This is a genomic window from Micromonospora andamanensis (genome assembly GCF_016863495.1).
Taxonomy (GTDB): Bacteria; Actinomycetota; Actinomycetes; order Mycobacteriales; family Micromonosporaceae; genus Micromonospora; species Micromonospora andamanensis.
In genome coordinates this window covers 1-20,953 of sequence record NZ_BOOZ01000076.1, presented here as the reverse complement: position 1 = coordinate 20,953, position 20,953 = coordinate 1, and the positions used below count along the sequence as shown (strand labels likewise).

Here is a 20,953-nt window from a genome sequence, read left to right as displayed (position 1 = left end):
TTTCGGTCGCCGTATTGCGGCTTTCGTGATCTTCTGCCCCGACCAGAAGTGCAAGATCCACGGAGGGCGGGGGGCACGGAGGGCGGGGTCTGTGGAGGGGGCGGTTCAGGGGGTGTGGGCGGCTAGGAAGATGCGGACGGCTTCGTCGGCCCAGCGGTGCAGGTCGGCCGCGGAGAACGACTGGCGGACGGCGAACATCGCCTCGTTGAGCGGGATCGACAGGATCAGATAGTTCAGGTGCTGCGCCGCGAGCAGCGGGTCCGACACGCGCAGCAGGCCCCGCTCGGCGAGACGGGTGATGGCCCTGGCAAGGGTGGCGTGGCCGCGTTCCGGCGCGGCGCGGTGCCACGCCCGGGCCAGCTCAGGGAAGCGTCCTGCCTCACCGATCAGCATCCGACGCAGCTGGATCAGGTGTGGCGCGGTGACCGTGGCGATATGCTCGCGGGCGAAGACCCGCAGGTCACGCGGGAGGTCGTCGGAGTCGGCAAGGGCGTCGACGTACGCCGAGCCGGCTCGTTCGGCGTCGGCTATCGCGCCGGTGAACACCGCCTCGAAGAGGCCGCGCTTGTCGGTGAAGTGCGCGTACACGGTGACCTTGGAGACACCGGCGCGGGCGGCGATCCGGTCCATCCCGGCGGCCAGGTAGCCATGTTCGAGGAACTCGATCAGGGCGGCGTCGAGGATCCCGCGCCGGTTGACGTCCTTTCGCACGCCCTAACTGTACTGTACGGTTCAGTTCATGCCGATGGTCACCTCACGGGACGGCACCCGCGTCGCCTACCAGCGCGAGGGTGCCGGCCCGGCGCTCATCCTCATCGACGCCGCCGGGCATTTTCGGGCCAACAGCCCACTCGACGAACTCGCCGACCTGCTGACGCCCCACTTCACGGTCTACCGCTACGACCGTCGCGGGCGCGGGGAGAGCGGCGACACCCTGCCCTACGCCCCCGAGCGCGAGGTGGAGGACCTCGCCGCGCTGATCGCCGAGGCCGACGCGCCCACCGCGCTGTACGGGTACTCCTCGGGCTGCCTGCTCGCCGTGCACGCGGTCGCCGCCGGCCTCGACGTACGCCGGCTGGTTCTGCTGGAGCCACCGCTGGACACCGACGACGAGGCCGGGCAGCGGGAATTCACCGCGACACTGAGCCGACTGTCCGGCGCCGAGGCGGTGACGTTCTTCCTGACCTCCATCGGCGTACCCGAGCAGATGCTGGCCGGGATGCGCGACACCGCACACTGGCACGCCATGGTCTCGGTGGCGCACACCCTGGCGTACGACAGCCTGCTCAGCGAAGCCACCGGCCCGACGGTGCTCGCCCGGGTGACCACACCGACGCTCGTCCTGCACAGCGCCGGCAGTACCGACGACCTGACCGGGATGGCCGCCACCACGGCCGGCCTGCTGCCCGCCGCCGAGCAGCGCAGCCTGCCCGGCGAGTGGCACGGCGTGCCGGCGAGCATCCTCGCCCCGGTGCTCACCGACTTCCTGCGCCGCGACGCGACACGGCCCTGACCGGGCAGCGACGGCTCAGATCTCGTCGATCAGGTCGGCGACCGAGTTGACGATCCGGGACGGGCGGTACGGGTAGCGTTCCGCCTCCACCCGGGAACTGATCCCGGTCAGCACGAGGATGGTCTCCAGCCCGGCTTCCAGGCCACAGAGGATGTCGGTGTCCATCCGGTCACCGATCATCGCGGTGCTCTCCGAGTGTGCGTTTATCGTGTTCAGGGCCGAACGCATCATCATCGGATTGGGCTTGCCGACGAAGTACGGCTCCACCCCGGTGGCTTTGGAGATCATCGCGGCGACCGAGCCGGCGGCTGGCAGCGCGCCCTCCACCGAGGGCCCGGTGGCGTCGGGGTTGGTGCAGATGAACCGGGCCCCGTCGTTGATCAGCCGGACCGCCTTGGTGATCGCCTCGAAGCTGTAGGTGCGGGTCTCCCCCAGCACCACGTAGTCGGGGGCGAAATCGCTGAGCACGTAACCCACCGCGTGCAGGGCGGTGGTCAGCCCGGCCTCCCCGATGACGTACGCCGTGCCGCCCGGCCGCTGGTCGGCCAGGAACTGCGCGGTGGCCAGAGCGGACGACCAGATCGCCTGCTCCGGCACGTCCAGCCCCATCCGGGCCAACCGGGCCTGGAGGTCCCGCGGCGTGTAGATGGAGTTGTTGGTCAGCACCAGGAAGGGCTTGCCGGAGGTACGCAGCCGCTTGACGAACTCCGGCGCGCCCGGCACCGGTTGGCCCTCGTGCACCAGCACCCCGTCCATGTCGGTGAGCCAGCTCTCGACGGGCTTACGGTCCTGCATGATCATCCCCAGGGGTTCGTCGGGTACGCCGCAGAGGTCAGGACGGACGGCGGGGCGGGACGCAGCAGACCGTGGGGCAGGTGTCCCACATCGGCAGCTGGCCCAGGCGACGGCGCGACTGTGCCCCGTCCGGATCGATGCGTTCCCGCACCAGTTCCCGCACCATGGTCACGTACCGGGGGTCGGTGTCGGGGGTGCCGGCACGGACGAAGTCCACGCCGAGTCGCTTGGCCGTGTCCAACGCCTCGGTGTCCAGGTCCCACACCACCTCGAGGTGGTCGGAGACGAAGCCGATCGGGCTGACCACCACGCCTGTCACGCCCTGCTCGGCGAGCGTTTCCAGGTGGTCGTTGATGTCCGGCTCCAGCCACGGCACGTGGGGCGGACCGGACCGGCTCTGCCAGACCAGGTCGTACGGCAGGTCCGGGGCCGCCGCCGCGTGCACCAGCCGGGCCGTCTCGGCGAGCTGGGCGGTGTACCGGCCGCCGTGCGGGCCGGCACTGTCGGCGGCCGAGATCGGCACCGAGTGCGCGGTGAAGACGAGCCGGGTGCTGTCCCGCCGCGCCGGGTCCAACTGGGCAAGCGCGGAGCGCACCGCGTCCACGTGCGGCTCGACGAAGCCGGGGTGGTCCCAGAACTGGCGCAGCTTCTCGATCACCGGCGCGTCCGGGCCGACCGCCGCCCGCGCGGCGGTGATGTCCTCCTGGTACTGCCGGCACGAGGAGTAGCCACCGTAGGCGCTCGTGACGAACGCCAGCGCCCGGCGTACGCCGTCGTCACGCATCCGGGCCACCGTGTCGGCGAGCATCGGGTCCCAGTTCCGGTTGCCCCAGTACACCGGCAGGTCGAGCCCGTTGGCGGCGAAGTCGGCGCGGACCGCGGCCAGCAGTTCCCGGCACTGCTCGTTGATCGGGGAGACCCCGCCGAAGTGGTGGTAGTGCTCGGCCACCTCGGCCAGCCGCTCCGGCGGAACGCCCCGCCCCCGGGTCACGTTCTGCAGGAACGGCATCACGTCGTCGGGCCCCTCCGGGCCACCGAAGGACACCAGCACCACCGCGTCGTACGCCATGGGCCCATTGTTGCCGGTGGCCTGCGGCGTCCCGGCAACGCCCCCGGGTCCCGGTCGTAAACAGACAGCGGGACGCTCGGCGTCAGGCGCCGACGGCGTGGTAGCCACCGTCGACGTGCACGATCTCACCGGTGGTCGCCGGGAACCAGTCCGACAGCAGGGCGAGACAGGCCCGCGCGGCCGGTTCCTGGTCGGTCAGGTCCCAACCCAGCGGAGCACGCCCCGCCCAGGCGTCCTCGAACTGCTCGAAGCCCGGAATGGACTTCGCGGCCATGGTGCGCAGCGGACCGGCGGCCACCAGGTTGCTGCGGATGCCCTGCTTGCCCAGGTGCAGCGCGAGGTAGCGGGAGGCCGACTCCAGCCCGGCCTTGGCCACGCCCATCCAGTCGTACACCGGCCACGCCTGGGTGGCGTCGAAGGTCAGGCCGACCACCGAGCCGCCCGGCGACATCAGCGGCAGCGCCGCGACGGCCAGGGACTTGTAGGAGTACGTCGAGACGTGCAGCGCGGTCGCCACGTCGTCCCAGGAGGCGTCGAGGAACCCACCGCCGAGGCAGCTCTGCGGGGCGAACCCGATCGAGTGGACCACACCGTCGAGCCCGTCGACGTGCTCGCGGACCTTGTCGGCCAGCCCGGCGAGCTGCTCGGGGTCGGTCACGTCCAACTCGATCACGGGTGCCGGCTCGGGCAGCCGCTTGGCGATCCGCTCCACGAGCGACAGCCGCCCGTAGCCGGTGAGCACGACCTGGGCGCCGTTCTCCTGAGCGAGCTTGGCCACTGAGAAGGCGATCGAGGCGTCGGTGATGACGCCTGTGACGAGCAGCCGCTTACCGGCCAGCAGTCCGGACATTTACCCTCATTCCTCCGTGCTCAGGATTCAGTGGCCCATGCCCAGGCCACCGTCGACCGGAATGACCGCACCGGAGACGTACCCGGCACCGTCGCCGGCCAGCCAGGTGACCACCGCCGCCACCTCGTCCGGGCTGGCCATCCGGCCCGCCGGGATCGACTTGAGGATCTCGGCCTTGCGCTGGTCGGTCAGCCCGGCGGTCATGTCGGTCTCGATGAAGCCCGGCGCGACCACGTTCGCGGTGATGTTCCGGCCGCCCAGCTCCCGGGTGATCGAGCGGGCCACCCCGACCAGGCCGGCCTTGCTGGCCGCGTAGTTGACCTGGCCGGCGCCACCGGACAGACCGACCACCGAGGAGACGAAGATCATACGTCCCCACCTGGCCCGCAACATCTTCCCGGAGGCCCGCTTGGCGCAGCGGTACGCGCCGGTCAGGTTGGTGTCCAGCACCCGGGTGAACTGCTCCTCCGACATGCGCAGCAGCAGCGTGTCGTCGGTGATGCCCGCGTTGGCGACAAGCACCTCCACCGGGCCGAGTTCCGCCTCGACCGCCGCGAAGGCCGCGTCGACGGACTCGCCGTCGGTAATGTCGCACTGCACGCCGAACAGTCCGTCGGGGGCTCCGCTGCCCCGGTGGGCGATCGCCACCCGGTCACCCTGCTTGGCGAAAGCCTGGGCGATGGCCAGACCGATCCCCCGGTTGCCCCCGGTAACCAGCACAGTTCGCGACACGGTGCGTCCCCTCCCCAAAGATCGCTGCGGCTTGGAGACTAGGCGCTACCGCACGGTAATCACTAACGGGCGGACGTCACACCGGGTATCAGTCACTTGACAGCGGTCCGCCCCGCAGCCAGCACGGACTCGTCCGATGAACGGCCACAGCGCACCGGCCGGTCGACCGAGTGAGCCTGGCGCACACCCCGGGTGTACGATCATCCACGTTTGCGGGTCGCTCGGCGGCCCGCGTCGCCCCGGAACCCGACCCCAGGAGGTGATCGCTGTGCCAGATAGCGATCCTCCCAGTCGTGGCCGGGCCGACCGCCAGCCACGCTGAGCCCCGCTCCGCCTGAGCTGGCCCGCTCCCCCGCGCACCCGTCCCACCGCCCGGCACCGCTGTCGTCGCGGCCGATCGGACAGGTGCCGCCGGAAGCAGCCCGGTCACGACTTCGCGTGCGCGTCCTGATCCACCCCTTCCGCGGCCCGCCCCGCCCGGGCCGCCAAGCCGCCACGTCGGAGCTGTCATGAGCCGCTACGTCGCCCCGCTGGGCTTCACCCTCGCCGCCGTCTGGGTAGCCGTCCTCTTCGTCCTGGCCAGCGCCAACCACTGACCCACCCACCCGCCCCCCCGTTGATCATGAGGTTGGCGGCCGATTTGATCTCCAATAGTGCCGCTAACCTCATGATCAACGAGGCCGGTGGGGTGGGTCAGAGCATGCGGGAGGACCAGAGGAGGCTGAACGCGCCGGCGCAGAGGGCCAGCAACAGGGCGATGCCGGCGTACCACTGGGTGATCTCGCGGGGTTCGGTACGGAAGCCGATCGAGCTGCCCATGTCCTGGTACACCTGCTTCAGCTCGCTGACGGTGGCCGCCTCGTAGAAGAATCCCTCGGTGGTCTCGGCCAGGTCGGCCAGGGCGAGCCGGTCCACCGGTACCCGCTGCAACTGACCACCGATGTCGACGTGACCGGAGTCGGTGCCGAATGCGATCGTGGAGACCGGCACGTTCGCCGCCTGCGCCGCCGCAGCCGCCTCCTCCACCGACCGCCCGGCCGTACGGAAGCCGTCGGAGAGCAGCACGATCCGGGCCGGCGGGATGCCCGCCGCCCCGTCGGCCGGCACCGACCGGATCGCCTCCAGACAGGTGAACACCGCCTCGCCGGTCGCCGTCGCCTCGGCCAGCACCAGACCCTCGATGGCACTCGTCACCGCCGGGCGGTCCTTTGTCGGCGGCACCAGCACGTTCGCCGACTTGGCGAACGAGACCAACCCCAGGTTGTACGTCTCCGGCAGTTCCGCCACGAACTGCTTGGCCGCCTCCTGGGCGGCCTCCAGCCGGTTCGGTGGCACGTCGTCGGCCTGCATCGACAGCGACACGTCGATGGCCAGCATGATGGTGGCGCGTTCCAGCGGCTCCCGGGTGTCGACCGCGGGCCGGGCCAGGGCACCGGCCAGCACCAGCAGGGCCAGCAGGAAAGCGGTGGCCGGCAGGTGCCGACGCCAGCCGAGGCCCTTCGGCGCCACGGTACGCAGCAGGTCCACGTTCGTGAACCGCAGCGCGTAGTCGCGCCGGCGTAGCTGCCGCCAGACGTACAGCGCGGCGAGGGCGAGCACCGGCAGCACGGCCAGCAGCCACCACGGTTGGAGCAGTCTGATCATCTCGTCGTCCCCCGGGTGCGGGCGTGCCGCTGGGCGGCCACGAAGCGCACCATGTCCAGCAGCCAGTCTCGGTCCGTACGCAGTCGCAGGTGGGCAGCGCCGGCGGCGCGCAACGCGGCGGAGATCTCGGCCCGCTGAGCGGCGGCAGCCGCCGCGTATCGGTGTCGCAGGCTCGGGTCGGCGGTCTGCACCTCGTGCAGTTCACCGGTCTCCGGGTCGACCACCGGGAGCACCCCGACGTCGGGCAGTTCCAGTTCCCGCGGATCGACCACCTCGATCGCCAGCAGGTCCTGTCGTACCCGCAGCTTCCGCAGTGGACGCGCCCACTGGGCCGGCGGGGCGAGGAAGTCGGAGATGACGACGGCGACACCGCGCCGCCGGGGTGGGCGGTTGAGCATGTCGATGAGCGCCCCGAGGTCACCGCGGCCCGGCCGGATCTCGGTGCCGGCGATGGCCCGCAGCATGCCCTGGGCCTCCTTGCGTCCCGACCGGGCCGGCAACCGGACCAGTCGGCCCGGCCCCGCCGGCACGGTTGCGGCGCGTCGGCCCCGTCGAGCCGTCGGAAGATCGGCGCCGCTGCCCACGACCGCGCCGATGCGGTTGCCGCCCCGCACGGTCAGGTGCGTGATCGCGGCAGCCGCCGCGATCACCACGTCCCGCTTGAGCCAGCGGCCGGTGCCGAAGTCGAGGCTCGCCGACAGGTCCACCGCCAGCCACGTCTCCAGCTCACGGTCGGCAACGGTACGCCGCACGTGTGGGGTTGTGGTCCGGGCGGTCACCGGCCAGTCCATCCGGCGCACGTCGTCGCCGGGGCGGTACTCGCGCGACTCGCCGGCCTCGCTGCCCGGGCCTGGCAGCAGGCCCGCGTAGTCGCCCTGGAGGAGTCCGTCGAGTTTGCGGGTCACCAGCAGTTGCAGCCGGGACAGCACGGCGTCGGAACGGTTGGTGGCCAGGCGGTCCGGCTCACCGGCTCGAGGGGTGGTCGAGGTCACGGCCGCTGCCCGGGCCACCCCGAGGTAGGTGCCACGGCTGCGGCGGGCGGGGTGGCCTGCTGCCGAGGTGCCACCGACGGCAGCGGGATCGTCGACATCACCCGGTGCACCACGTGGTCGGCCGGTACGTCGTCGGCCAGCGCGTCGTAGCTGAGCACCAGCCGGTGCCGCAGGATGTCCGGCGCGATGTCCTGCACGTCCTGCGGCAGGGCGTAGTCGCGTCCGCGGAGCAGGGCCAACGCCCGGGTGGCCCGGACCAGCCCGAGCGAGGCCCGAGGGCTGGCACCGTACTGGATCAGTTGCGCGACGTCGGGCATGCCGTGTTCCGCAGGCGTACGGGTGGCCAGCACCAGCCGGACCGCGTAGTCGACAAGGGCGTTGTGGACGAAAACCTGGTCGGCCTTGCGTTGCAGGGCGATCAGGTCGTCGGTGTCGAACACCGCTGTGGGCTCGGGCGGTTCGACACCCATCCGATAGACGATCTCCCGTTCCTCGGCGTCGGTCGGATACCCCACGATGATCTTCATGAGGAACCGGTCCCGTTGCGCCTCCGGCAGGGGATACACCCCCTCCTGCTCGATCGGGTTCTGCGTCGCCATCACCAGGAACGGGTTCGGCACCCGATGGCTCTCGCCGCCGATCGACACCTGCCGCTCGCTCATCACCTCCAGCAGCGCGGACTGCACCTTTGCCGGTGCCCGGTTGATCTCGTCGGCGAGCAGGAAGTTGACGAAGACCGGGCCCAGTTCGACGTCGAACTTCTCGCTGGACTGCCGGTAGATCCGGGTGCCCATGATGTCGGCCGGCACCAGGTCCGGGGTGAACTGCACCCGGGCGAACGAGCCACCGACCACCTTGGCGAGGGTTTCCACGGCGAGGGTCTTGGCCACCCCCGGTACGCCTTCCAGCAGACAGTGCCCACGGGCGAGCAGCGCCACGAACATCCGCTCGACCATCCGGTCCTGCCCGACGATCACGCGCTTGATCTCGAACAGGGCCCGCTCCAGCAGGGTGGCGTCCTGCGCCGGGGTGGTCGGCGGCGCGGGCGTCTCCGGTTGCGCCCCGTTCGGCGGCGGGGCGTCGGGCGTGGTCGGCTGGGCCACTGGTCCTCCACAGCGTGATCGGTCGTCGCGGCGTGTGCGGTAACAAGCCTCGCATGCCCGGCTGAGTACCGACGGAGGGAGCGACCGATTTCCGCCACGCCGTTCCGGGACGGAGGAATCGCCGATCGCCAGTGGACAAAAGCCACCCCGGCGTGTGTACCATTCATCCGTCGCCGGGCGGCTTCCCCCGTGGCCGCCCGGCGCTCATTCTCCCCCGCCGTTCTAGACTGAGCGGGATGACCCACCCCGATATCGCCGCCGACGCTCTCGTCTGTTCGGCCCGTGGGTGTCGTGCCCCGGCCCGTTGGGCACTGCGCTGGAACAATCCCCGCCTGCACACACCTGAGCGGCGCAAGACCTGGCTCGCCTGTGCGACGCACCGGTCCTCGCTCGGAGAGTTCCTCGACGCGCGCGGCTTTCTGCGGGAGGTCGCCCCGCTGGCCGGATCGCCTACGCTCGAAGAGTGGACGCGTACAACGGAAAGTCAGCCCGGTGAGCGCGAGGAGTGAGCTTGCGAGCCCCGCAGTCGCGAACGAAAGGCTGACCCGGTGAGCGCGAGGAGTGAGCTTGCGAGCCCCGCAGTCGCGAACGAAAGGCTGACCCGGTGAGCGATGACGCACCTGAGGTTCCGCCGCCGACCGCACCGACCAGCCCGCTCGAACCGTGGCCGGACACCGTCCGCTGGCAGTCGATCTCGACCGACCTGATCTGGGTGGAGTTGCTGCGCCTGGCGGCCGGAGTGGCCTTCGTCTCGGCCGTGCTCGGGGTCGGTTGGGCGCTCACCGGTTCCTGGCCGTTCGGTGTGGCGCTCGGCGCCGCCGGGGTGTTCGCTCTCTGGCGGGCGGTGACGATCGTCCGGGCGGTACGCGCCTGGGGTTACGCCGAACGCGAGGACGACCTGCTGGTCCGGCACGGTCTGCTGGTCCGCCGACTGTCCATCGTCCCGTACTCGCGCATGCAGTTCGTCGACGTCAGCGCCGGCCCACTGGAGCGGGCCTTCGACCTGGCCACCGTGCAGCTGCACACCGCGGCTGCGGCAAGCGATGCCCGGGTGCCGGGGTTACGTCCAGCGGAGGCCTCCCGGCTGCGGGACCGGCTGACCGCGCTCGGCGAGGACCGGGCGGAAGGACTGTGAGCGGGTCCGCCGGTCCAGGTCCGGACCGGAACCCATCCACCGCGCACGAGCAGGATCAGGTCGAGGGCGGGTTGGGCGTCCGTGGCCCCGGCCAGCCGCCCGAGCACGCCGGGCCGGCTGTGCCCGCCGCGGCACCACCGCCGGGCGAGGGCCCGCCGCACGGCCCGTACCGGGAAGCCGGGCCGTCATCGTCCTCCGGTCCCGGACCGCAGCCACCCGCCGGATGGATCGGACCCGCTGGGTGGACGGGACCGCAGCCGCCCGCCGGGTGGAGCGGTGCGCCAGAGCCGCAGCCGCCGGCCGGATGGACCGGTCCGCCGCCGCAGGGGCCGCCGGCGCGGCAGCGGCTGCATCCGTTGAGCCCCGCGCTGCACGGCGCGAAGTCGCTTGTCGTGGTCATCGCCGGGTTGTCCTGGTCGACCCTGTCCCGGGTGGGGTTCGGCTGGTTCGTCGCGATGGTGGTGGTGCTCGCGCTCGGCGCGAGCGTGATTGCCGTGATCAGCTGGTACAACACCGGCTACCAGGTGGTCGGCCGGGAACTGCGCATCCACGAGGGGCTGCTCTGGCGGCGTACCCGGGCGATTCCGCTGGAACGGCTCCAGGCCGTCGAGGTGGTCCGGCCGTTGCTCGCCCAGCTCACCGGGCTGGCTGAGCTGCGGCTGGAGGTGGTCGGCGGCGGCAAGACCGAGGCACCGCTTGCGTACCTCAGTGTCGGCGAGGCCGGGGCGTTGCGGCAGCGTCTGCTGGCCCTGGCCGGTCACCCCTCCGGCGCGACACCGGCTGCCCCGTCGCCGGCGGTGCCGGACGGCGCCGAGCCACCTCCGACGCCCGGTCGGCCCCTGCATGCGGTGAGCAACCGGGACCTGCTGATCAGTCAGCTACTGACCCCGCAGGCGTTCCTGCTGCCCTTCGGGGTGGCCTTCGTGGCCGTGCAGTTCCTGTCCGAGGATTCCTGGTCGTTCATCGCGGTGGCGAGCACGCTCACCGCGATGGCGGGTGTTCTGCTGCAACCGGTCCGCCGGGTGCTTGACGACTGGCGGTTCCAGCTGGCCCGCGACGACGATCGGCTGCGGATCCGCAACGGCCTGCTGGAGACCAGGTCACAGACGGTCCCGTTGCACCGGGTGCAGACCGTGCGGGTGACCTGGCCGCTGCTCTGGCGGGTGAAGGGGTGGCTCCGGCTGCGCCTGGAGGTGGCCGGTTACGCCGCTGGCGAGGCCGACGAGCGCAACCGGCCCGACCGGCTGCTGCCCGTCGGTGACCAGCCGACGGGCGAGATGATCGTGGCCGAGGTGCTACCGGGGGTGGCGCTGTCGTCGTTGCCGCTGCGCCCGCCACCGGCCCGGGCCCGCTGGGTCAACCCGCTGAGCCGCCAGATCCTCGGCGCCGGCCTGGCCGAGCAGGTCTTCGCGGTCCGCTCCGGCCTGCTCACCCGCCAGCTGACGATCGTGCCGTACGCCCGGTTGCAGAGCGTACGGGTGGTGCAGGGGCCGGTGCAGCGGCTGCTCGGGCTGGCCACCGTGCACGCCGACACCGCTGGTGGTGCCGGCGCTGCGGCGGTGGACCGGGACCTCGCCGACGCCTGGGCCCTGGCGGCCGAGCTGACCGCCCGCGGCCAAGCCGCCCGCAACCCCACCCCCTAACCCTCCCGCTCCCGCTCCCGCTCCCGCTCCCGCTCCCGCTCCCGCTCCCGCTCCCGCTCCCGCGATCTTGCACTTTTCGTCCCGGCATAGCCGACATAAGGGGCGCATCGGCGACCGAAACCGCAAGATCGGCGAGGCGATGCGGACGGGGGTGGGTGGAGTGGGTGGAGCGGGGTGGTCAGCGGGGGGATGGGATGGAGGGTGTCTTGGTGGGGGGTGCTGGCGGGGTGGCGGTGTCTGGTGGGTGGGGGTGGTCGGGCTCGGTGGGGTGGTCGGGCTCGGTGGCGGGGGCGGGGGCGGGTGGGGTGTGGCGGGCCTTTCGGCGGGCCCACAGGCGTTCGGCCCAACCGACCGCCAAGAAGGTCATCCCCACGTACGCCCAGCCGACCAGCACGTCGATGACGTAGTGCTCGCCGCTGTAGACCAGGGTGAAGGTCATCGCCAGCGGGTAGGCCAGCAGCAGGGGCCACCAGCGGCGCCGGACGTTACGCAGGAAGAACAGCACCACGAACAGGGCGAAGGCGGTGTGCAGCGACGGCATGGCGGCCACCGGATTCGACGCCAGTTGCCCGGCGTTGAGCAGGTTCCCCGCCCCGTGCATGCCGAACGCCTTCCAGCCCCGGGTGGAGATCCGGGCCACCTCCTCGATCAGCCCGTTCTGCGCCGCCCACCAGGGCGGTGCGGCCGGGTAGAGGAAGTAGGTGATCAGGCCGGTGGCGCAGAGGAAGAACCAGCGACGCATGAACGCCGCCCACCGGCTGCGCTCGACCATCCAGAGCACCGCCGCGGCGGCCAGCGCGGCCACGAAGTGGGAGAAGTACACCCAGCTCACCAGCACGTCCCACCAGCGCACCTCCGGCTGGTACAGGTGCTGCTGCAACCAGACCGTCGGCACCTGGCCGTCCATCGCCCAGCCGAACATCAGCCGGTCCGCCAGGATCAGCTCGTAGGCGTGCGGCACCGTCCCGTCGTGGTACGCGAAGCCACGGGAGAGGTTGTAGGCGACCAGCAGCAGGACCACCGGCACCCAGTCCCGGGCGAAGCGCAGGTGGCTGCGCCACGGGCGGGCGGAGTACCAGGCGATGGTGCCGGCCCAGATCCAGAAGAACGCGTACACCGGATCGGTGGGCAGGCCGATGACGAGCCAGCCCGCCACGAAGGCGACACCCCAGACCGACATCGCGATCACGCGGCGGCGCCCGCCGTCGCGCGGGGTGGGCGGCTCGGTCGGGGCGGGAGGCTGGGCGTCGGTCACGGCAGACATCGCGGACAAGGTTAGCGGCGACCTGGGCCCGACCGGACACAGGAGCACCTGCGCCGTCGTGGCGGGCACGGCGCATCTGCCCGGCCGCGTGATCCGGGCCTCGCCGAGCACCTACGCTGTGGCCATGCGGGAGTCATCGGATCAAGCCCTGGCCCCGGGTCTGACCGCCCGGGTCGAGTTGACGGTCACCGACGCCGACACCGCCCAGGCGGTCGGCTCCGGTGACGTCCCGGTGCTCGGCACGCCACGGGTGCTGGCCCTGGCCGAGGCGGCCACCGTGGCCGCGACCGCCCGCCAGCTGCCCAGCGGCTCGACCACCGTGGGCACCCGGGTGGAGCTGGCGCACCTGGCCGCGACGCCGGTGGGCCGTACGGTCGCGGCGCAGGCCCGGCTGACCGAGGTCGACAGGCGTCGGCTGGTGTTCGAGGTCGACGTCACCGACGGCGGGCAGACCGTCGCCGAGGGACGCGTGGAGCGGGTCGTGGTCGACCGGCTCCGGTTCATGCAACGCGCCGGTGGGGCGGCATGACCACCACCGGCCGGTTCATCGAGATCACCCAACCCGCCGGCGGGCCGGCATGACCGTCACCGGCCGGTTCGTCGAGGTCGCCGACCGGGTGCTGGTGCTCCGTGAGCCGCTGCTGGCGGTTAACGTCACACTTGTGCTGGGCGACGGCGCGGCGCTGCTCGTCGACACCCTCTCCACCGCCGGGCAGGCGACCGAGCTGGCCGCCGCGGTGCGGGCGGTCACCACCGACCCGCTGACGCTTGTGAACACCCACAATCATTCGACCACTGCTTCGGCAACGCCACGCTGGCCGGCGATCCGCCCCGGCCGATCTGGGCGCACGAGCTGGCCGCCGCGGCGATCCGCGACGAGCCGGACCGGCTGCGCCGGGAGGCGTACGCGGAGCTGCACGCCGGGCATCCGGAACTCGCCACCGAGCTGGCCGACACCGCACTGCTGGCACCCACCCACATCGTGCGTACCGAGGCGGTCCTCGACGTCGGTGGCCGGCGGGTGGTGCTGCGCCACCCCGGGCGCGGCCACACCGACGCCGACCTCGTCGTGCAGGTGCCCGACGCCGACCTGCTGGTCGCCGGTGACCTGGTCGAGCAGGCCGGTCCACCGGCGTTCGAGGACTCGTACCCGTTGCAGTGGCCCGACGCGCTGGCCGAGCTGTCCCGGTCGATCTCACCGTCGACTGTGGTCGTACCCGGGCACGGTGAGCCGGTCGACGCGGAGTTCGTCCGGGCCCAGCACGCCCAGCTTGTGGAGTTGGCCTGGCTGATCCGGGCCGGGCACACCGGCGGCGCACCGCCGGAGCGGGTCGCCGCCGACGCCCCGTTCCCGGCCCGCCACGCGCTGATCGCCGCCCGGCGTGGGTACGCCGAACTCGACGGCACCGCCTGACCTCGTCCCCGTGGCTGCGGCGAACTCCTGTCGAGTTCGAGGCCCGGGTACCCCTCGGGCCGGGTTGGCCCGTCAGTCGCCGAAGCGCTGGCGGACCTCGTCGCGGGTGGGCATGGCGACCGCCCCGCCGGGCCGCTCGCAGACCAGACCGGCGACCCGCAGCGCGTAACCGACCCGCTCGTGCCAACCGGCGGCCTCTACCGGCTCCCCGCCGGTAAGCAGGTCGGCGACGAGGGCCGCCATCACCGAGTCACCCCCGCCGGTGGCGTCGACGGCGTCGACAGTCGGGGCGGGTACGCGTACCGGATCGGCAGTTGCGGCGGCGACCACCGCGCCGGCGGCCCCGAGGGTGACCACCACCGTGGCCGCGCCCAGTTCGCGCAGGTACACCGCCACCGACTCGACCGGCTCGCCCGGATAGAGCAGTTCCGCGTCAGCGGCGCTGAGCTTGACCAGGTGCGCCCCGGCGGCGAACTCGGCGACCACCTCGCGCAGCCCGGCCAGCGCCTGTGGGCCGGCCAGCAGCCGGGGACGGACGTTCGGATCGAACACCCGCAGCCCCGGGGCCGCCGCCCAGGCCCGGCGGGCGGCGGCCAGCGTCGTCGGTGCCAGCAGCACGATCGAGCCGCAGTAGAGCACGTCGGCGCCCTCGACCAGCGCGACGTCGAGTTCGTCGGGGCCGAGCAGCGCGTACGAGGGCGGCTCGCCGTAGAAGCGGAAGTCCGGCTCGGCACCGGAGAAGGTGGCCACCGCCAGCGTGGTCGGAACGGCGGCGGTGACCGCGCCGGCCAGTCCCACCTGTTCGGTGGTGAGGAAGTCGCGGATCCGGTCGGCTAGCACGTCGTCGCCGAGCGACCCGACGAACTGCACCGCGCCACCGAGCCGGGAGACCCCGACGGCGACGTTCAGCGGCCCACCGCCGATCGCCTGTCGGTAGACCGGCGCACCGTCGCACTCGGTGTCCAGCAGGTCGACGAGCGCCTCGCCGAGCACCACCGCGTATCCCATCGTCAGGTCCTTCCTCTGGCCGTACGTGATGCCCAGGCTGGCACAGCGGGTGTGCGCCGGGGCGTGGAAGCCACGGTATTGGCGTGAGCTGGGCGCTGCGCACCGGGCTCGATTCACACATCGAGCGGCGGCTATTGCATCCCGCGACCCGGCGTGGTGGGATGATGATGCCGGGTGGCGCGGGGGCTGCGCGTCCACCGGCGCCGGGCTTCACATCGCGCGAGGGCATTCACGCGTCGACACTCCGCTGGCGACAGCGTGCTGGCTGGGCCATCCGTCCCCATCCGCACGGTCGCCGCGTAGTCGCATCCGCCCCAGCAGCGGGGGCGGCACCAATCCGCACCCGCGCGTTCGGCGGGGCGCACCCACGCAATGCGCCCCGCGAGTCAGGAGAACCCGTGCAACGTCCACGTTTGGCCGCGCTCGTCACTGCGGCTTTCACTCTTCTCGCGGGGGCGGTCGTCGTGATCGCCACCCCCAACCCGGCCGCCGCGCACGGCGCGGCGATGACGCCGGGTGCCCGTACGTTCCTCTGCTGGCGCGACGGCCTCACCCAGACCGGTGAGATCAGGCCGAACAACCCGGCCTGTGCCGCCGCCGTGGCCCAGAGCGGGACCAACTCGCTGTACAACTGGTTCAGCGTGCTGCGTTCGGACGCCAACGGTCGGACCACCGGCTTCATCCCGGACGGCCAGCTGTGCAGCGGCGGGGCCACCGGCTTCCGTGGCTACGACCTGGCCCGCAACGACTGGCCGCTGACGCACCTGACCGCCGGCCGGTCGATCGAGTTCAAGTACAGCAACTGGGCCCACCACCCGGGCACGTTCTACTTCTACGTGACCCGCGACAGCTGGAGCCCGACCCGGGCCCTGGCCTGGAGCGACCTGGAGGCCCAGCCGTTCCTGACGGTGACCAACCCGCCGCAGCGCGGCGCGGTCGGCACCAACGACGGCCACTACTACTTCACCGGCAACCTGCCGTCGAACAAGAGCGGCCGGCACATCATCTACTCCCGGTGGGTCCGCTCGGACAGCCAGGAGAACTTCTTCGGCTGCTCCGACGTCGCCTTCGACGGTGGCAACGGTGAGGTGACAGGCATCGGCGGCAACCAGACCACGCCGCCGCCGAACCCCACCACGCCGCCGCCGAACCCGACGACCCCGCCGCCGAACCCCACCACGCCGCCGCCGAACCCGACCACCCCGCCGCCGGGTCCGGGTGGCTGCACCGCCACCGTCAAGGTGACCAGCAGCTGGTCCGGTGGGTTCCAGGGTGAGGTCGAGATCAGGAACACCGGCAGCTCGGCGTTGAGCGGCTGGACCGCGAACTGGAGCTGGCCCGGCGGCCAGCAAATCAGCCAGGTGTGGAACGCGACCCAGACCACGTCCGGATCGTCGGTGACGGCCCGCAACGTGTCGTACAACGGCTCCGTCGCGGCCAACGGCACTACGAGCTTCGGCTTCCTCGCCAGCGGCAGCGGCGCGACGCCGACGGCGACCTGCTCCAGCAGCTGACCTACCAGCACCACGAAGGGGGCCCCGACCGGGGCCCCCTTCCGCATGTTCGCTTGGCGGTCAGCGCACCATGGAGCCGACGACGGGCTTGGTCAACAGCGCCGACTGGTTGCGTTGGATGCCCGGGTCGAGGGTCTTCGCGACGAAGATCGCGTGCCAGATGCAGAAGATCAGCACCGTCCACACCTTGCGCGAGTGGTCGAACTCCTCCCGCTTGTGCTCCTCCAGCAGCCGCAGCGCGTACGACAGGTCGAGCAGGTCGCCGGCACCGGAGGTGGACAGCACGTGTCGGGCCCACTCGTACATCTCGCCGCGCAGCCAGACCCGGGTCGGGGTCGGGAAGCCCAGCTTCTTGCGGTTGACGATGGCCGGCGGCACCACACCCTGCAACGCCTGGCGCATGGCGTACTTGGTGGCGTCGGATCGCGGCGGCAGCTTCAGCTCCACCGGGATCTTCGCCGCCACCTCGAACACCGCCCGGTCGAGGAAGGGCACCCGCACCTCGAGCGAGTGCGCCATGGAGATCCGGTCCGCCTTGACCAGGATGTCGCCGCGCAGCCAGGTGTAGAGGTCGACGTACTGCATCTTGGTGACGTCGTCCAGCTCGGTGCACTCGGCGTAGATCGGCGCGGTCACGTCGGTGTAGCGCACCGACGGGTCGTAGCGGCGCAGCAGGTGCTGCTTCTCCTCCTCGGTGAACATCCGGGCGTTGCCGTAGTAGCGCTCCTCGATCGGCGTGGTGCCGCGCTCCAGGAAGCTCTTGCCCTTGACCCCCTGGGGGATCGCCTTGGAGACCGCCCGCAGGCCCTTCTGCACCCCGCCGGGCAACCCGTTGACGCCGCTCAGCGAGAGCGGCTCCCGGTAGATCGTGTACCCGCCGAAGAACTCGTCGGCGCCCTCGCCGGAGAGGACCACAGTGACGTGTTCGGCGGCCTTCTTAGCGACGAAGTAGAGCGGCACCAGGGCCGGGTCGGCGACCGGGTCGTCCAGGTGCCAGACGATCTTCGGCAGCGCCTCGATCATGTCCTGCGGCCCGATCTTGGTCGGGATGGTGGTCACGTCGAGGTGGCGGGCCGAGTCCTGCGCGACGTCGATCTCCGAGTACCCCGGCACGTCGTAGCCGACGGTGAAGGTGAGGATGTTCGGGTTGAACTCCCGGGCCAGGGCGACCACAGCTGTCGAGTCGATCCCGCTGGACAGGAACGACCCGACCGGCACGTCCGAGCGCATGTGCATGCGTACGCTCTCGCGCAGCGTCTCCCGGATCTCGTGGTAGAGCTTCTGCTCGTCGGAGACCGGGGCGGGCCGGAACACCGGCCGGTACCAGCGCCGCACGTCGATCCGCCCGCCCGGGGTCCAGGTCAGGTACTCCCCGGAGCCGATCCGGCTGATCCCCCGGTGCAGGGTGCCGGGCTCCGGCACGTACTGCAGGGTCAGGTAGTGGCTGAGGTTGGCCGTGTCGACCCCGGCGTCCCCGGCGTACGCCGACTGGGCGAAGGGCAGCAGGGCCTTCTTCTCCGAGGCGAGGTAGAGCCCGTCGGCGGTCTCCAGGTAGTGCAGCGGCTTGATGCCGTAGTAGTCGCGGGCACCGAACGCGCGCCGCTCCTGCCGGTCCCAGATGACGAAGGCGAACATGCCCCGCAGCCGGGTGAGCACCTGCTCGCCCCAGTAGTGGTGGCCGGCGACGATGACCTCCCCGTCGCCGTTTGTGGCGAACCGGGCGCCGTAGTCGCGGATCAGCTCCTCGCGCAGCTCGATGTAGTTGTAGATCTCGCCATTGAAGGTCAGCAGGTAACGCCCGTCGGCGTAGGGCAACGGCTCATGGCTGAGCGCGACGTCGATGATCGCCAACCGCTTGTGGGCGAAGACCCCGTCCGCGTACCGGCCGGAGGCGTCGCCGACCACCTCGACCCCGGTCTCGTCCGGGCCGCGGTGGTGCAGGCATTCCAACGCCCCGGCGATGTTGTCGCGGTGGGCGGCGGCATCGCCGCGCGCACTGAAGAAAGCCAGGAGTCCGCACATGTCCGTCATCTTTCCACGCGTGCTGATCGGTCGTCGCGGCACTGCCGGGCTCACCGCGACGGCCACCGGCGGCTCGGCCCGCGACCGCGTTCGCGGTACCGTCGGACCAGCAATGAGGCGAAGGGAGCGGGGCATGACCGAGGAACAGGAACGCACCGACGGCGAGCCGACCGACGGCACCGAGTCACACGACCCGGATTTCCCCCAGGCGTTCCTGTCGTTCATGCGGCAGGGCTGGCGGGACACCACCCTGCCGGTCGGCCCACGGCCGGAGGTACCGAACTACGCCAAGCGCCGGGCCGCCCTCTCGGCGGCCTTCCCGGGCGAGACGCTCGTGATCCCCACCGGCGGCGAGAAGGTACGCGCCAACGACACCGAGTACCGGTTCCGGCCGGGTAGCGACTTCGCGTACCTGACCGGCGACCACGACCCGGACGGCGTGCTGGTGCTGCGGCCGAACGGCTCCGGCCACGACGCCACGCTGTACATGCGTCCCCGCTCGTCCCGGGAGAACGACGAGTTCTTCCGCAGCCGCCACGGCGAGCTGTGGGTGGGCCGGCGACACACCCTGACCGAGAAGTCGACCGAGCTGGGCCTGCCCACCGCCGACCTGACCGAGCTGGACGGGGCGCTGGCGGAACTGGCCCCCGCGCGTACCCGGGTGCTGCGCGGCTTCGACGCCCGGGTGGACACCGCGGTGCGGCCCTGGGACGGCCCGCGCGAGGAGGGGCAGCCGGCCCGCGACCGCGAGCTGGCCATCGCCGTCTCGGAGCAGAAGCTGGTCAAGGACGAATGGGAGATCGCCCAGCTCCAGGAGGCGATCGACGCCACGGTACGCGGCTTCGAGGACGTGGCCCGGGCGCTGCCGGCCGACCGGGGTGTCGCCGAGCGGCTGCTGGAGGGCATCTTCGCGCTGCGGGCCCGGCACGACGGCAACGACGTCGGCTACGGCTCGATCGTCGGCGCCGGTGAGCACGCCACGATCCTGCACTGGGTGCACAACCACGGCGTCACCCGTCCGGGTGAGCTGCTGCTGATGGACATGGGCGTGGAGGGACGCAACCTCTACACCGCGGACGTGACCCGGGTACTGCCGGTCAACGGCCGGTTCACCCCGTTGCAGCGCCAGGTCTACGACATCGTGTACGCCTCGCAGCAGGCAGGCATCGACGTCATCAAGCCGGGCGTGACCTTCAAGGACGTCCACCTGACCTGTATGCGGGTGCTCGCCGAGGGACTTGCCGACCTGGGCCTGCTGCCGGTGAGCGTGGACGAGGCGATGGACGAGAATTCCATGGTCTACCGCCGTTGGACGCTGCACGGCTTCGGGCACATGCTCGGCATCGACGTGCACGACTGCTCGAACGCCCGCAAGGAGATGTACCGCGACGGCACCCTTGGCGAGGGGTACGTGCTCACCGTCGAGCCGGGGCTGTACTTCCAGCCGGAGGACGAGCTGGTGCCGGAGGAACTGCGCGGCATCGGCATCCGGATCGAGGACGACGTCCTGGTCACCACCGCCGGCGCGGTGAACCTGTCGGCGGGCCTGCCCCGCCGGGCCGACGAGGTGGAGACGTGGCTGGCCGAGCAGCGCGAAGCCGGGCCGCGACTGCCCGGCTGACCCCCGGACGGTACGACCAGAGGCGGGCCCCGAGCCGGCGGCGACATCGATCGCCCCGGAGCGGGGCCCGCCCCCGTCTGTCCCCACCAGCGACGTTTGCGCTGGTCAAACCGCTTCTACCCGAACGTCACGTGGTGGCATGCCCGATGCCCGATCGGGGCATAATGCGGGCTTTCTTCGGATACGCCCTTCTCGCGAGGAACCTTCTCATACGTTGGTCGGCGGAGGCTCCAACCCTTTTGTAGCTTCCAGCACCAGTTCGCATGGTGCGTCCCGATCCGGTAGCAGGAAGGGCGGAAGGCTTTGATGTCCAGTTACGCAACGCCACCCGACGACAGCACCCCCCAGCCCCGCAGGTCGGCTGGACGCCGGAAGCTGTGGGTCGCCACGGGAGTGGTTGGCCTGACCGGCATGGTCGGTCTGGCCGCCGTCGGCGGGGTGGCCGCACGAGATGACAAGCCCGGCGGTGCCCAACAGGGCGCGGAACAGCAGGCGGCCAGCGCGCGGCAGAACCTCAGCGACGCCGGCCCCGCCGATAAGGCGAAGGACGACCGCGACTCCAAGGGCGACACCACAGGTCGAGATCCCGACCAAGGGGAGCCCTGGTCGGGTGGACCCTGGTCGCACGATGGTC

The 20,953-nt window shown here is 71.5% G+C and carries 18 protein-coding genes and 2 pseudogenes; 9 read left to right on the top strand and 11 right to left on the bottom strand.

Annotated features, from left to right (window positions below; all coding sequences use genetic code 11):
* Positions 1 to 105 precede the first annotated feature (105 nt).
* Positions 106 to 711 (bottom strand): TetR/AcrR family transcriptional regulator, encoded by a 606-nt coding sequence (locus Van01_RS31465; protein ID WP_204015358.1) that lies wholly within the window; start codon positions 709 to 711, stop codon positions 106 to 108.
* Positions 712 to 739: 28 nt separating this feature from the next.
* Between Van01_RS31465 and Van01_RS31460 the strand changes: the two genes are divergently transcribed.
* Positions 740 to 1,513, top strand: a complete 774-nt coding sequence (locus Van01_RS31460) for an alpha/beta fold hydrolase (RefSeq protein WP_204015357.1) — start codon at positions 740 to 742, stop codon at positions 1,511 to 1,513.
* 15 nt (positions 1,514 to 1,528) lie between these two features.
* Here the strand turns inward: Van01_RS31460 and Van01_RS31455 are convergent, their stop codons facing one another.
* The 7 genes from Van01_RS31455 to Van01_RS31425 form a co-directional block, all read right to left on the bottom strand.
* Positions 1,529 to 2,308 (bottom strand): HAD-IIA family hydrolase, encoded by a 780-nt coding sequence (locus tag Van01_RS31455; protein ID WP_099851082.1) that lies wholly within the window; start codon positions 2,306 to 2,308, stop codon positions 1,529 to 1,531.
* A gap of 37 nt (positions 2,309 to 2,345) precedes the next feature.
* Positions 2,346 to 3,377: a ferrochelatase gene (locus Van01_RS31450; RefSeq protein WP_204015356.1), complete on the bottom strand. Its 1,032-nt coding sequence runs from the start codon at positions 3,375 to 3,377 to the stop codon at positions 2,346 to 2,348.
* 82 nt (positions 3,378 to 3,459) lie between these two features.
* Positions 3,460 to 4,227 (bottom strand): enoyl-ACP reductase FabI, encoded by a 768-nt coding sequence (fabI, locus tag Van01_RS31445; protein WP_204015354.1) that lies wholly within the window; start codon positions 4,225 to 4,227, stop codon positions 3,460 to 3,462.
* A 27-nt stretch (positions 4,228 to 4,254) separates the two neighbouring features.
* Complete coding sequence (gene fabG / locus Van01_RS31440; protein ID WP_204015352.1) at positions 4,255 to 4,959, bottom strand: 3-oxoacyl-ACP reductase FabG; 705 nt, start codon at positions 4,957 to 4,959, stop codon at positions 4,255 to 4,257.
* 693 nt (positions 4,960 to 5,652) lie between these two features.
* Positions 5,653 to 6,603, bottom strand: a complete 951-nt coding sequence (locus tag Van01_RS31435; RefSeq protein ID WP_204015349.1) for a VWA domain-containing protein — start codon at positions 6,601 to 6,603, stop codon at positions 5,653 to 5,655.
* Complete coding sequence (locus tag Van01_RS31430) at positions 6,600 to 7,613, bottom strand: DUF58 domain-containing protein (RefSeq protein WP_204015347.1); 1,014 nt, start codon at positions 7,611 to 7,613, stop codon at positions 6,600 to 6,602. The genes Van01_RS31435 and Van01_RS31430 overlap by 4 nt, the downstream gene beginning before the upstream one ends.
* Entirely contained in the window at positions 7,592 to 8,698 is a 1,107-nt protein-coding gene (locus Van01_RS31425) for an AAA family ATPase (RefSeq protein ID WP_204015345.1), read from the bottom strand. Before Van01_RS31425 ends, Van01_RS31430 begins: the two co-directional genes overlap by 22 nt.
* Positions 8,699 to 8,934: 236 nt before the next feature.
* Between Van01_RS31425 and Van01_RS31420 the strand changes: the two genes are divergently transcribed.
* The 3 genes from Van01_RS31420 (at position 8,935) to Van01_RS31410 (ending at position 11,476) form a co-directional block, all read left to right on the top strand.
* Positions 8,935 to 9,207: a hypothetical protein gene (locus Van01_RS31420; RefSeq protein ID WP_204015343.1), complete on the top strand. Its 273-nt coding sequence runs from the start codon at positions 8,935 to 8,937 to the stop codon at positions 9,205 to 9,207.
* Between the two features lie 95 nt (positions 9,208 to 9,302).
* Positions 9,303 to 9,833: a PH domain-containing protein gene (locus Van01_RS31415; protein ID WP_204015341.1), complete on the top strand. Its 531-nt coding sequence runs from the start codon at positions 9,303 to 9,305 to the stop codon at positions 9,831 to 9,833.
* Between the two features lie 227 nt (positions 9,834 to 10,060).
* A complete protein-coding gene (locus tag Van01_RS31410) occupies positions 10,061 to 11,476 on the top strand; it encodes a PH domain-containing protein (protein ID WP_204015359.1) in 1,416 nt (471 codons plus the stop codon).
* 178 nt (positions 11,477 to 11,654) lie between these two features.
* On the opposite strand, the gene Van01_RS31405 is transcribed toward Van01_RS31410, so the two are convergent.
* Positions 11,655 to 12,740 (bottom strand): phosphatase PAP2 family protein, encoded by a 1,086-nt coding sequence (locus Van01_RS31405; RefSeq protein ID WP_204015339.1) that lies wholly within the window; start codon positions 12,738 to 12,740, stop codon positions 11,655 to 11,657.
* Positions 12,741 to 12,864: 124 nt separating this feature from the next.
* Between Van01_RS31405 and Van01_RS31400 the strand changes: the two genes are divergently transcribed.
* Positions 12,865 to 13,269 carry a thioesterase family protein gene (locus tag Van01_RS31400; protein ID WP_204015337.1) on the top strand — a complete coding sequence of 135 codons (405 nt, stop codon included), beginning with the start codon at positions 12,865 to 12,867 and terminating at the stop codon, positions 13,267 to 13,269.
* 49 nt (positions 13,270 to 13,318) lie between these two features.
* Positions 13,319 to 14,154, top strand: a pseudogene (locus Van01_RS31395) (MBL fold metallo-hydrolase).
* A 72-nt stretch (positions 14,155 to 14,226) separates the two neighbouring features.
* Here Van01_RS31395 and Van01_RS31390 read toward each other — a convergent pair.
* On the bottom strand, positions 14,227 to 15,162 hold the full coding sequence (locus Van01_RS31390; protein WP_204015335.1) for a PfkB family carbohydrate kinase: 936 nt from the start codon (positions 15,160 to 15,162) through the stop codon (positions 14,227 to 14,229).
* A gap of 398 nt (positions 15,163 to 15,560) precedes the next feature.
* Between Van01_RS31390 and Van01_RS31385 the strand changes: the two genes are divergently transcribed.
* Entirely contained in the window at positions 15,561 to 16,676 is a 1,116-nt protein-coding gene (locus Van01_RS31385) for a lytic polysaccharide monooxygenase auxiliary activity family 9 protein (RefSeq protein WP_204015333.1), read from the top strand.
* Between the two features lie 60 nt (positions 16,677 to 16,736).
* Here Van01_RS31385 and asnB read toward each other — a convergent pair whose 3' ends face one another.
* The gene (gene asnB, locus Van01_RS31380) at positions 16,737 to 18,698 is read right to left on the bottom strand and encodes an asparagine synthase (glutamine-hydrolyzing) (RefSeq protein WP_204015330.1); all 1,962 of its coding nucleotides are present in this window, start codon (positions 18,696 to 18,698) and stop codon (positions 16,737 to 16,739) included.
* A 133-nt stretch (positions 18,699 to 18,831) separates the two neighbouring features.
* Between asnB and Van01_RS31375 the strand changes: the two genes are divergently transcribed.
* Both Van01_RS31375 and Van01_RS31370 read left to right on the top strand, forming a co-directional pair.
* Entirely contained in the window at positions 18,832 to 20,319 is a 1,488-nt protein-coding gene (locus Van01_RS31375; RefSeq protein WP_204015327.1) for an aminopeptidase P family protein, read from the top strand.
* A 306-nt stretch (positions 20,320 to 20,625) separates the two neighbouring features.
* Positions 20,626 to 20,953: pseudogene (locus Van01_RS31370) on the top strand (hypothetical protein); the annotation flags it as partial.